Origin of the sequence: Dyella sp., assembly GCF_036568765.1 — a bacterium.
Lineage (GTDB): Bacteria > Pseudomonadota > Gammaproteobacteria > Xanthomonadales > Rhodanobacteraceae > GSA-30.
The window spans coordinates 1-12,675 of record NZ_DATCRY010000270.1 but is presented as its reverse complement, the minus strand read 5'-3'; the positions used below and the strand labels follow the sequence as shown (position 1 = coordinate 12,675).

The 12,675-nt window shown below is 62.5% G+C and carries 9 protein-coding genes; 4 read left to right on the top strand and 5 right to left on the bottom strand.

Annotation, left to right across the window (positions count from 1 at the left end; genetic code table 11):
• Window positions 1–3,486: hybrid sensor histidine kinase/response regulator (locus VIM98_RS17515; RefSeq protein WP_331994396.1), on the top strand; the 3,486-nt coding region annotated here is incomplete at its 5' end.
• Window positions 3,487–3,565: 79 nt separating this feature from the next.
• Here the strand turns inward: VIM98_RS17515 and VIM98_RS17510 are convergent.
• Both VIM98_RS17510 and VIM98_RS17505 read right to left on the bottom strand, forming a co-directional pair.
• Entirely contained in the window at window positions 3,566–3,988 is a 423-nt protein-coding gene (locus VIM98_RS17510; protein ID WP_331994395.1) for a DNA polymerase III subunit chi, read from the bottom strand.
• Between the two features lie 73 nt (window positions 3,989–4,061).
• Window positions 4,062–5,546, bottom strand: a complete 1,485-nt coding sequence (locus VIM98_RS17505) for a leucyl aminopeptidase (protein WP_331994394.1) — start codon at window positions 5,544–5,546, stop codon at window positions 4,062–4,064.
• Window positions 5,547–5,804: 258 nt separating this feature from the next.
• Here VIM98_RS17505 and lptF point away from each other — a divergent pair, with 258 nt between their 5' ends.
• The gene (gene lptF, locus VIM98_RS17500; RefSeq protein WP_331994397.1) at window positions 5,805–6,905 is read left to right on the top strand and encodes an LPS export ABC transporter permease LptF; all 1,101 of its coding nucleotides are present in this window, start codon (window positions 5,805–5,807) and stop codon (window positions 6,903–6,905) included.
• The gene (lptG, locus tag VIM98_RS17495; protein WP_331994393.1) at window positions 6,902–8,002 is read left to right on the top strand and encodes an LPS export ABC transporter permease LptG; all 1,101 of its coding nucleotides are present in this window, start codon (window positions 6,902–6,904) and stop codon (window positions 8,000–8,002) included. The genes lptF and lptG overlap by 4 nt, the downstream gene beginning before the upstream one ends.
• A 12-nt stretch (window positions 8,003–8,014) precedes the next feature.
• Here the strand turns inward: lptG and VIM98_RS17490 are convergent, their stop codons facing one another.
• Window positions 8,015–9,754 (bottom strand): glucan ABC transporter ATP-binding protein/ permease, encoded by a 1,740-nt coding sequence (locus tag VIM98_RS17490; RefSeq protein ID WP_331994392.1) that lies wholly within the window; start codon window positions 9,752–9,754, stop codon window positions 8,015–8,017.
• A 134-nt stretch (window positions 9,755–9,888) separates the two neighbouring features.
• Here VIM98_RS17490 and ltaE point away from each other — a divergent pair, with 134 nt between their 5' ends.
• Window positions 9,889–10,905 carry a low-specificity L-threonine aldolase gene (ltaE, locus tag VIM98_RS17485; RefSeq protein WP_331994391.1) on the top strand — a complete coding sequence of 339 codons (1,017 nt, stop codon included), beginning with the start codon at window positions 9,889–9,891 and terminating at the stop codon, window positions 10,903–10,905.
• 89 nt (window positions 10,906–10,994) lie between these two features.
• Here ltaE and VIM98_RS17480 read toward each other — a convergent pair whose 3' ends face one another.
• Window positions 10,995–12,248 (bottom strand): polyhydroxyalkanoate depolymerase, encoded by a 1,254-nt coding sequence (locus VIM98_RS17480; protein WP_331994390.1) that lies wholly within the window; start codon window positions 12,246–12,248, stop codon window positions 10,995–10,997.
• Window positions 12,249–12,330: 82 nt separating this feature from the next.
• Window positions 12,331–12,675, bottom strand: a 345-nt coding sequence (locus tag VIM98_RS17475) for an RDD family protein (protein ID WP_331994389.1), incomplete at its 5' end; no start/stop codon positions are given.

Below are 12,675 nucleotides of genomic sequence, written 5' to 3'. Positions count from 1 at the left end.
CTCCTGACCCCGCAGTTCCGTCGCTATGGCACCGCCAGTGGCCTGCCCAGCAGCAGCGTCTATGTAGCCGTACAGGATCGCGAAGGCGCGATGTGGTTCGGCACCAAGGGTGGTATTGCGCGCTTTGACGGCCTGGTCTTCAAGGTATTCCGCCATGTCGCGGGCGAGCCGGGTTCGCTGATCAATAACGGTATCTCGGCACTAATGGTCGACAAACAGGACGCCATCTGGGCCGGCGGCCTCGAGGCAGGACTGAATCGGTACGATCGTCAACAAGACCGGTTCCAGCATTGGGGACACAATGCGGCCGATCCGCATAGCCTGGTCAGCGACAAGGTCTGGGCCATTGCGCAGACCGGCGACGGCACGCTCTGGGTCGGAACGGCGCGCGGCCTGGAACGCATGAGGCCGGATCTCAGCGGTTTCGACCATATCGCCAACCCCGCCCTAGGCGAGCAGCCCGAAGCCTTTGGCATGATCGCCGCTTTGTACGTCGATACGCGCGATCGCTTATGGATCGGCAGCAACCTTGGAGTATTCCGGCGCGATCCGGACGGTAGTTTCCATACCGTTCACCGGCTCGATTCGGACCGACCGATCGATGCGTGGCGCATTGAAGGCGACGGCGACGAAATTCGTGTCAGTGCGGCGCGAGGCCTGTTCTTTATCGGACCGGACGATATCGCCCGTCCATATGCTCAAGACAAGATCGCCAACGTCAATGTGCTCAGTAGCGCACGCGATCTGGGCGGCCGCCTGTGGGTCGGTACGCAGCGCGGACTGTTCCTGCAAAGCGGCGGCAGCGGACGGCCGATCACCGCCATTCCCGATCAGCCGCTGCTGCCGGGCAATCTTCCGGGCACCTGGGTGTTCAACATCCTGATGGACCGCGAAGGCGGCATGTGGATCATGCTGTTCGACGGCGGTGTGGCTTATCTGGCGCCTGGATGGAGCCGGATCAGCCGTTTCAGCCACATCCCCGAAGACCCAAGCAGTCTGCGCGACTCGGAGGCCACCTCGGTGGCACGTTCGCGTGACGGGAAGGTCTGGGTCGGTAGTCGCAATTCGATCGTCGACAAACTCGACCCCGTGACGGGAACCGCCGAGCACGTCATCGGCGGCAAGCGTGGCGATGTCATCGGTTTGACCGAAGACGATGCCGGTCGTCTATGGGTAGTGATGCAGGGTGCGATCTATCGCTATGCCGACGGCAAGCTGGACGAGGTCAAGGCCGATCCGCAGATCATGCAGCATCCGCTGGAGGTGGAGGTCGGGCCCGACGGCAAGCTTTATGCCCGAACCTTCGGCGAAGGCTTGTATCGCATCGATCAGGACAGTTTGGAGGTCACACCGGTACCGATCCGTCCAGCGGACGAAAAGGCACGCTGGGGCAGTCAGCTGACCTTGCGTAACGGTGACTTCTGGTATGCCAGCGACGGTGGCCTGTTGCGATTGAATCGCACGCACGAATACTTCGAACCCGTACCGGGAGTGGCTGGCGATCGTGGCGTGGACGCGTTCGATTTTACCGACGACGGCATGTGGCTCGCGCGCTCCGATGGCCTGGAGCTTTACCGCTACGACGGCGATGGATTGAAGCTGGAGCGTAAGGTCGATGCGGCACACGGCTGGCCGTCGATCAGTGCGTTCGACGTAGCGGTCGATGCGCAAAAGCGTGTATGGATCTTCGGGCGCGACGGCTTGTGGCGCTTCGATCCGTCCGACGGCCAGTTCCGGCGTGTCGGGCCGCAGGACGGTCTGATCAACGACGAGTTCTCGCGCGGTTTCGCGCGCATGTCCAACGGCTATATCTACGCCCCTACGCTCGGCGGCGTGGTGGGGTTCAATCCCAATCTGCCCGATGTCAGTCCCTACGAACCGCCTCTGGCGATTACCGGTTTGCATATCCTGCGGCGCGGGCAGCCAGTCGAACTGCCGCTGCGCGACGATACTGTCCACGTCGGCTGGGAGGATCGCGGCCTCACAGTGACTGCGCGCGTTTTCTCGTATGTCGATGTGGCGTCGAATCGCTATCGCTTCCGCCTGAGCGATTTCGACAACAACTGGGTCGATACGGGGAACGTCGGCGTACGTGAGTTCGCCGGATTGAGTGCGGGCGATTACACCTTGGAAGTGATGGGCTCGGGTACCGACGGCCAATGGAGTTATCTGCGTCATCCACTGAAGATCCATGTCGATGCACCGCCCTGGGTGCGTTGGTGGGCGTGGTGTGCCTATAGCCTGTTTGCTGCCTTGCTGGTGTGGCTGGTGTTGCTGACCTGGCAGCGCCGTCTGTCCAACCGGCATCGCATCCAGATGGCCGAGCAGCGCCGGCGGCTGGCCGAGCAGGCGAGCGCGGCCAAGTCGCAGTTCCTGGCCACACTGAGCCATGAGATTCGCACGCCGATGACCGGTGTGATCGGCATGTCCGAGTTGTTGATGAGTACGCCGCTGTCGGCGACGCAGCGCGAGTACACCGAGGCCATGCAGCGCTCCGGCAGCCTGTTGCTCAAGCTGGTCAACGATGCGCTCGATCTTGCGCGCATCGAGGCCGGTCGCCTGGAGCTGGAGCCCGTACCTTTCGATCCGCATCGGCTGGTGGACGACGTGGCCAGCCTGGGGCGCAATCAGGCGCGCAAGAAGGGGCTGAGTTTCGATGTTTTCTGCGCACCGGATCTGCCGTCGCAATTGCTGGGCGATGCCATGCGCATCAAGCAAGTGCTGCTTAACCTGGTCAATAACGCGCTGAAATTTACAGAACATGGCGAGGTTGCCTTGCGTGCCGAACGCATCGACGAAGGCGTGATGTTCAGCGTCATCGATACCGGGCCGGGTATTTCCAACGCCGGTCAAGCGCGTCTGTTTCAGCGCTTCGAGCAGGAAGATGGACCGCAGCGCAATTCCGGCAGCGGCTTAGGTTTGGCGATCTGCCGCGAACTGGTCAGTTTGATGGGAGGCAATATCGAGCTGGAGTCGTGCCTGGGGCAGGGCAGCACCTTCCGTGTGCGGTTACCGCTGCGTGCGGCCGAGGCGCCTGTGCCGGCTGTAGCAGCCACATCGCCGCAGCCCAGTGTCGTGCAGAGCCAAGCATTGCGCGTGCTGTTGATCGAAGACGACATCATTGCCGCGGCGGTGATTCGCGGCCTGCTGGAACAGCAGGGTCATCATGTGCGGCATGCGGGTAACGGCCTGGCTGCGCTGGCAGAGTTGGTGCAAGGCCCTTGTGACGTCGTACTGCTCGACCTCGACCTGCCGGGCGTGGATGGTTTTCAGATTGCGCGTTTGATTCGCCAGCGCGAAGCACCGGGCACACGCTTGCCGATCATTGTTGTCACGGCACGCTCCGGTAGCGGCGAAGAACAGCATGCGCGCGACTTCGGCATGGACGGCTTCCTGCGCAAGCCATTGACGGGCGAGCAACTGGTCGAAGCATTGCGGGTAGTACGGGTATCGACTGAGCCGGCGGTCGTGGGAACGAAGGAGTGAGGGGCGAGTGAGGCGCTGAAGCGATGAAACCGGTCGCTCCTTTTCTTTCTTTTCGAGGCCACGTAGTGGCTGCCTTCACTCACATATCGTACTTCGCTACCTCGAATCCCAAGCGCTTGTACTCCGTCCAGCGTACGCGCGAACCCTCACGCTCGGCCGGATCGGCCGCAACGACTTCCAGGATGCGCTCGTAGCGACCGGGCGGACAGGTCTCGCGCAGGTTGATCACCATCGGACGATCCGGAGTATCGACGCCAGGCGGTACGATCAGCACTGCGGTGTGCTCGTCATCGTCGTCGCCCGCCAACTGATGCGGGATATAGGAATCTTCGTCGAAGTCCCACAGGAGCGCGTCCAGGGCTTCGGCCTGCTCGAAATCCCGGGTCAGCACCAGTGTCGGCTTTTGCGCGGCGAAGGCACGCTTGGCAAGTTCGCAAACCAGCAGCAACGGTTGTTCGCGAAAGCGCGGTTTGTCGATCAGATAGAAGTCGGCACGGGACATAGATTAAGGGGTCGACAGGGGAAGATCGGCGGGATGAAGCGCGCCATCGGTCCAGGCACGCTTCCCTCTTCGCTTAAACGCGATCCATCAGCCATTGCGCCAGCAGAGGTACGGGACGACCGGTGGCCAGGCCCTTGCGACCCTCGTCCCAGGCTGTGCCGGCGATGTCCAGATGTGCCCAGCGTTGACCTTCGGTGAAACGCGCAAGGAAGCAGCCCGCGGTGATTGCACCGGCGTTCTTGCCGCCGATGTTGGCCACGTCGGCAAAACCCGAATCGAGCTGAGTCTGGTAGTCGTCCCACAGCGGCAGACGCCACGCGCGATCCAGCGTCGCCTCGCCGGCGGCGAGGAGTTCGGCGGCCAGGTCGTCGTGCTTGCTCATCAGGCCGCTGGCATGCTTGCCCAGGGCAATCACGCAAGCTCCGGTCAGCGTAGCGGCATCGACGATCACCTGCGGCTGGAACGTCTGCGCGGTGTAGGTCAGAGCGTCGCACAGGATCAGACGGCCCTCGGCGTCGGTGTTGAGCACTTCGATGGTCAGGCCGGACAGGCTGGTCAGCACGTCGCTGGGGCGGTAACTGTCGCCATCGGGCATGTTCTCGACGGCCGGCACCACGCACACCAGGTTGAGCGGCAGTCGCATGTTGACGGCGGCGACGAAGGCGCCGAGCACACCGGCAGCACCACCCATATCGAATTTCATTTCTTCCATGCCGGGGCCGGGTTTCAAGCTGATGCCGCCGGTATCGAACGTGATGCCCTTGCCGACCAAAGCGTATGGCTTGTCGTCCGTCCCGCCACCCTGGTAGTTCAGCACCACCAGCTTGGGTTTGTTGGCCGAACCCCGGGCAACCGCCAGGAGCGAGCCGAACCCCAGGCGTTCCATCTCGATGTGATCGAGCACGTTGCAGGTGACCGCGTCGTGGCGCCCGGCGAACTGTATTGCTTGCTCGGCGATGTAGGCCGGGTTGCAGATGTTCGGCGGCAGGTTTGCCAGGTCGCGTGCGAAGCGCACGCCTTCGGCGATGGCTACGGCCTGTTCCAGACCCGCGGCAGCGTCTTCGCCGCCGCTGAACTGGATGGCTCCCAGTTCAGGGGTCGCCGGCTTTTCGCGCGGCTTGAAGGTGGCGGTGTAGCGATAGGTTGCGTGGTCGGCGGCCAGCACTGCCGTACGTACTCGCCAAGTGACATCGCGGTGCGGCACGTCCACTTCGGTCAAAAAGGATACCGCCGTTTCGATCGGCAGCCGGCCGAGCGCACGCGTAGCCTCCATGCAGACCTTTTGGTAGCGCGCTGCGTCGAACGTCTTCTGCGCTCCCAGGCCGACCACCAGCACGCGGCGGGCGGCCAGGCCCGCAGGGGCATACAACACATTGACGCTGCCGGCTTTGCCGTTGATGTCGCCGCTGTCGATCTGCTGCTTGATTGCGCCGTCGGTCGCGGTGTTCAGGCGGGCGGCAGCACTGGTGAGCACGCCATTCTCGTAGACGCCGACCACTACGCAAGGGGTCTCGACGGTTTCTGGGGTGACCGGGCCTAGGCTGAACTGAAGCGTCATCGGGTACGTCCTGCATGGGGTCCGGAGGGTGCCGGACCGGCTAAACTTGGGGTTTGCCGGCCAGCCCAAGCTGGGCGCGGCGCGGAGCCAAGTATCCTAGCGCATGTCGAGTAGCTGTCTTTACGTAACCTGCCGTCCGTGCGTTGCCGGGGCCGCCGTCCAGCGGATTCGGGAGCGCGTGTCATCGTCCGGCGCAACTGTGCGTTTGGATTGGCTTTTCCATGCCGCCCGCTGCCTTGCCGAGGTCCGGTTCTGAATATTCTCGACCGCTATTTCTTGCGCGAACTGGCGCAGACCGTGGGTGCCACGACGATCGTGCTGGTCGCGATCTTTGCCGGTACCTCGTTCGCGCAGGTGCTAAAACAGGTCGCCAACGGCAGCTTCCCGGCGAGCGTGATGTTCCAGGTGTTGGGCCTGAACATGCTCGATGGCCTTTCGACCTTGCTGCTCCTGGCCGGCTTCGTTGGCGTGCTGTGGAGCCTGGGGCGCATGTATCGCGAAAGCGAAATGCATGTGCTGTCCTCCTCCGGCATGGGGCCGCGCGGTCTGCTGCGGCCGGTGGCGATCCTGGCGGTCGGGCTGGCGATCCTCGTCGGCATCGTTTCGATGTGGCTGGGGCCGTGGGCGGCGCGTACGTCGGATAACCTGGTGGCGGCGGCCAACCGCTCGGTGATCGCCGCGGGCCTCGATGCCGGGCGCTTCACCGAGTTGCCCGGCCGTGGCGGGATCATCTTCGTCGATAGCCTCAGCCGCGACGGCAGCTTGCTGGGCAATACCTTCATCGCCACCGAACGCGATTCCACCGATGGCACCCGACGGCTCAAGGTGGTGACTGGCAAGCACGGCCAGCTGTATCAGGAAAGCGACGGAGACGGTCGTTTCCTGGCGCTTTACGACGGCTGGCAATATGAGCTTCCGCTGGGTGCGGACAACTGGCGCAAGATGAAATACGAGCGCAACGATACGTCGCTGTCCAGTATTCAATCGGACGACAGCGATGAAGATCCCGCCCATTCGTTGACCACCAGCCAGTTGTTCGGAGTGGATAACGGCGATGCGCGCGCCGAGTTGGCATGGCGCACCATCGCACCGGCGATGATGCTGGTGCTGGTCATGCTGGCTGTGCCGTTGTCGCGCCAGCAGCCGCGCGAGGCTCGCTCGGCGCGTTTGATCGTCGCCTTGCTAGTGTTCTATCTGTATTACGTCTTGCTCGCGCTATGCCGCAGTCAGTTGATCAAGGGCAAGTGGCATCACGCCACGCCGATGTGGATCATCTGCGTGCTGGTATTTGGCCTGGGTGTCTATCTGTTCCGTAACCAGTACGCGATCCGCAAGCCGCGCAAGGTGGTGAAACCATGAATGCGCTGCGCATCAAGCGGGTCGATTATCTCGTCGGCATAACGGTGTTGAGTTCGCTGGTCATGGTCTGGCTGGTACTGACCGGTCTGGACGTGGTGTATCAGCTGATGACGCAGATCGGGCGCATCGGCAAGAACGGCTACACGCTTACCAATGCCATCGTATACGTGCTGGTAACCACGCCGCGGCGCATGTACGAAATGTTCGGCAATGCCGCCTTGATCGGCGGCCTGCTCGGACTCGGAGGTCTGGCGGGCAGCGGCGAGCTGACGGCGCTGCGCGCTGCCGGGATGTCCAAGTTGCGCATTGCCGCCTCCGCCGTCGGTATCGTTTCGGTGCTGATCGTCGGCGTGGTGATCCTGGGCGAGACCGCGGCGCCTTGGGGCGATCAGCAGGCGCAGGCCATGCAACTGCGCATGAAGACCAACAATATCGGCATGGCCGGTAACACCGGCCTGTGGGCACGCGATGGCGACCGTATCATCAACGCCAAGAGCGCCTTGGCGCGCCAGGGGGAAACCCACACGTCGGTGCAGTTGGTCGATGTGCGCGTGTTCACCATGACGCCGGACGGGCAGCTCAGCCATTTCGACTGGGCCAAGACTGCCGAGCACGATGGACGTCAGTGGGTGATGGACGACGTGCGCAGTACCACGCTGGACGACACCGGCACCCATACCGTCATTTCGCCGCGTACCGTGTGGAATTCACGTCTGAATCCGCAGGTGCTGGAGCAATCGCTGATCCAGCCGCAGTATCTGTCGATGCGCGATCTGAACCGCAATATCAACTACAAGCGGAGCCTGGGCGAAGCGCCTGGCGAATACGCGGTAGCTTTCTGGACGCGCGCCCTGTACCCCTTGAACGTGCTCGTTCTGGTGCTTTGCGCCATGCCGTTTGCGTTCGGTGCCCTGCGTTCCGGCGGTCTGGGCAAGCGCATGTTCATCGGCATGTTGCTGGCCATCGGTTGGTACTTCCTGCAGAAGGCGATGGTGAACTTCGGCACGGTCTATGGCGTACCGCCCATCGTCGCCAATCTGTTGCCGGCGGCAATCCTTGCGATATTGGCCTGGCTGTATTTCAAGCGAAGCGGGTGAGGCCGGCCGGATTTACTCTTTTGCATCGGGGGCGAATCGCCCCTCTGCAGCCAACTGGGCAAACAGGCCGTTCTGGCCGATCAAGGCGTCGAACTTGCCTTGTTCCACCAGCCGGCCCTGATCGAGCACCAGGATCGTGTCGGCGTTTTTTACCGTGGACAGCCGATGGGCGATCACGAACGTCGTATGGCCTTCGGTCAAAGCATCCAGCGCTCGCTGGATGCGCGCTTCGGTAGCGTTATCCAGGGCGCTGGTAGCTTCGTCCAATACAAGGATCGGCGCGTTTTTCAGCATCGCACGGGCGATCGCCAGGCGCTGACGTTCTCCGCCGGAAAGTGAGCGGCCGCGCTCGGAGACAAGCGTTTCGAAACCTTCGGGTTTGCGCGCAATAAATCCCGTGGCCTCGGCAGCGGCCACGGCGGCCTCGATTTCCGCAAAGTCCGCATCGGGTTTACCGACGCGCAGATTTTCCAGGATGGAGCGATAGAACATGCCTGGATCCTGGAACACCACACCGACATTGTGACGCAGCGATTCCAGCGAGACATCGCGGATATCCGTGCCGTCGATGGCGATGCGACCGGCGCTCGGGTCGTAGGCGCGATAAAGCAGGCTAAGCGCTGTGGTCTTGCCGGCGCCGGTGGGGCCGACCAGGGCGATGGTGCTCCCAGGCGCCGCATGAAAGCTCAAATCGTGGAGAGCGGGCTGCACGGGATCATAGCCGAAACTTACGCGCTCGAAGACCACCTCGCCGCGGGTTACCTTAAGGGAGGGTGCGCCGGGCTTGTCGGCAATAGCCGGGCGCTCGTCGAGCACCGCGAAGAAATCTTCCAGAGACTGGGTCTGGAAGAACAGCGTCGAGATAAACGCGGCGAATTGTTCGAGCCGGCCGATGAGCAACATCGAGAAACCGACAAAGCTGACGATGCCGCCGACCGAGATGTCGCCCTGGGCATGCAGCGAGCTGCCTAACGCGAATATCGCCACGATGGTCAGCGTGCTCGCCGCGCGGTTGAGCACCGACAGCAGCGCCCAGCCGCGCAGTACCGGGTATTGCGCGTTCAATACCTGCGTCATCATTTCTTTCAAGGCGGCCGATTCGGCAGCCAGGCGGGTAAAGCTCTGTACGATCGAGACGTTGCCGAATACATCGCCGGCGCGAGTCGCGATTTCGTTGTGCAGCTCCTCCACCTCACCCTGGGCTTTGTGCGTCCGGCGAATCGCCACGGCGTTGGTCACGGCGAACAGCACCATGAGAGCGATCATCAGCAGTGCCAGTTTCCAATTCATCCATAAAGCCACCGGAATCATGACCAGGATGGCGAACAGGGTGGACAAATGATCGCGGAAGAAGCTCAGCCACAGGCCAAACAGATTGCCCACGCCCATGTTCATGATGCGTGCCAATCGGCCCGTATGGTGTTCGCTGTGGAACCCCAGCGATAACGCCGCCGCATGTTCGAAGTACAGCCCGATCGCTGCCAGGCGGCGACGGTGCGATAGCCGGTCCGCATGTAATGAGGTCCACACATTGGCAGCCACGCCGGCAAAGCCGATGGCGGCCCACAGCGCAATCAGGCGCATCGCGTGGGCGCTGTCTCCGCTCAAGGCATCCACAACGCGGCCGAACAGCATCGGTTCGATAAAGAACACGCAAGCCACCGCCAGGTTGGCGATCGCCAGCATGATGGCGAGACTGCGCTCGGCAGCCAGCAAGCCCAATACACGCAAATAGAGGCGTAGTAACGGCATGTTCCCTAACATTCTTGGCGGTTCGATGGAAAACAAGCTTAGCGGCGCCGGTCACGGAATTTCCTGCGCGACTTGTCTGCGGCCGTCGTTCCGGCCAAGCTAACACGCTTGGGTTGACATAACGGAGCAGTTCGATGGATTGGGTCGATTTGCGCAGCGATACGGTGACCCGCCCCACGGCAGCCATGCGCCAGGCGATGTTCGAGGCCGAGGTCGGCGACGATGTTTACGGCGAAGACCCTACGGTCAACGCGCTGCAAAGCCGGCTCGCCGCCGAACTGGGTTTCGAGGCGGGTCTGTTCGTACCTACGGGCACGCAGTCCAATCTGCTGGCATTGATGTCGCATTGCGAGCGTGGCGACGAATACCTGGTCGGTGCCGACGCGCACACCTACAAGTTCGAGGGCGGCGGTGCGGCAGTGCTCGGCTCGATCCAGCCGCAGCCGATCGTCCACGATGCCGATGGCAGTTTGCCATTGGACAAACTGGCTGCGGCAATCAAGCCAGTCGATCCGCATTTCGCACGGACCCGCTTGCTGGCCCTGGAGAACACCTGGCACGGCCGCGTGCTTCCGTTGGATTACCTGAAGGCCGCACATGATTTTGCCCGCGAGCGAGGTTTGGCCATCCATCTCGATGGCGCACGTCTGTTCAATGCAGCCACGGGCGCGGGCGTGCCGGCGCGCGATATCGCGCAGTACTTCGACAGCGTCTCGGTCTGTCTGTCCAAGGGATTGGGGGCGCCCGTGGGCTCGGTGCTGGTAGGCTCATCGGCGCTGATCGACAAGGCCAGGCGCTGGCGCAAAGTCGCCGGTGGCGGTTGGCGTCAAGCCGGGCTACTGGCTGCGGCAGGCTCGTATGCGCTCGATCGCCACGTCAAACGGCTCGCCGACGATCATGCGCGCGCCAAACGCTTGTCCGAGCAACTCGGAGAGATAGCGGGCGTGCGACTGCTGGGGCATCACACCAACATGGTCTTCGTCGACGTACCGGCCGATCGCTTGCGCGAGCTGGACGTCCATTTGCGTGAAGCCAAAGTGCGCATCAGCATCGGCTACCTGCCGACGCTGCGCCTGGTGACGCATCTGAATATCGATGACGAAGGCGTGGAGCGCGTGATCGGAGCGTTTCGGGCATTTTTCACCCGGTAAGCGGGGAAAAAGCAGGAGTGAGTGAAGAGAAGTGAGTGAAGAACCGCGCGGAGTTCACGCGCTTCTTCTAATGCCCTCAGCCCTCTGCCTCAGCCTCGATCCTTATCCATGCGCTTAATGAAATCGCGTACTTGCGGATAAACGATCTCGCGCCAGCGGCGGCCACTGAAGATGCCGTAGTGGCCCGCGCCATCGATGACCTTGTGCGCGCGACGATTGGCCGGAATACCGCTGCACAAATCATGTGCGGCCTCGGTCTGGCCCAGGCCGGAAATATCGTCCAGTTCGCCTTCGATGGTCAGCAAGGCGGTGTCGGTGATCGCGCTGGGTTTGACGCGTTCGCCGTTTACGTCCCACAGGCCGCGCGGCAACAGGAACTGCTGGAAGACGGTGCTGATGGTGTCGAGGTAGTACTCCGCCGGCATGTCCAGTACGGCGTTGTATTCGTCGTAGAACTTGCGATGCGCCTCGGCATCGTCCAGATCGCCGCGCAGCAGGTTCTGATAGAAATCCCAGTGCGAATTCATATGGCGGCTCGGATTCATCGCCACGAAGCCGGCGTGCTGCAGGAAGCCGGGATACACCTCGCGACCATGGCCGGGATAGTTCGGCGGCACGGTATGGATCACGTTGCCTTTGAACCACGACAGCGGTTGCGTCGTGGCGAGATTGTTCACGCCCGTGGGATTGCTGCGCGGCTCGATCGGACCACCCATCATGGTCATCGACAGCGGCGTCTGTTCCCCGCGTGCGGCCATCAGCGAAATGGCGGCCAGTACCGGCACGGTGGGCTGGCATACCGAGATCACATGCAGCTTGCGTGCGCCGATATGACGAATGAACTGCTCGATATAGGCAACATAGTCATGCAAGTGGAACGCTCCGTGCTCGGCGGGCACCATGCGCGCATCGGTCCAATCGGTGATGTAGACCTTGTGGTCGGACAACAGCGAGCGCACGGTGTCGCGCAGCAAGGTGGCGTGGTGCCCGGACAGCGGAGCTACCACCAGCACGGCCGGATCGTTCTTCATCTGCTCGATGACTTCCGGTGCGTCGCTGAAACGCTTGAAACGCTTGAGCTGGCAGAACGGCAGTTCCATCGCGCAGCGCTCGACGATGGCGATCGGCTGACCATGTGCCATAACGCTGTGGATACCGAATTCCGGCTTCTCGTATTCCTTGCCCAGGCGATACATCAGTTCATACCCGGCCGCGGCACGCTGTGCACCGGGCAGTTGCGAGAACGGATTGCTCTGATCGGTCAGGGCGCGCGCACTGGCCTGGGCGAAGTAACTCAGCGGGCCGAGGATGGCGCGCTGCCACTCATGGATCTGATAAAGCATGATGGGCGGGACCCACGAACACTCGAAAAATCCAGTGTAACCGTTTTCCCCGGGTGGTGCTGCACTGCGTCACACCCCTGTCTCACGAAGGAATGCGACGGAGCTCGGTGCCAGCGAGCATGTCGTGCAAGGCCCGCTTGCGCCCATCCACGAGCGCCACGGCGAACCAGATGGCCCAGCAGCCGAGGCTGACATAGACCGCGATCCGCGTCCCCGTCCAGCCTTGAAGTTCCAGCGCGAAGATTGGCAGCCAGGCCACAACCAGACGAACCGCCGCCTGACGCCAGGCCACCGGGGCGCCATTTGCCGAGCGCAGACGGATGCGCCAGGGCCGCATGCCTAGCGTCTGGCCGCCACGAAGCCACGAACCTGCGAAATAGGCGCTGATGACGACGTACTGCAGCGGCTGGAACCACCAGGTCAACGC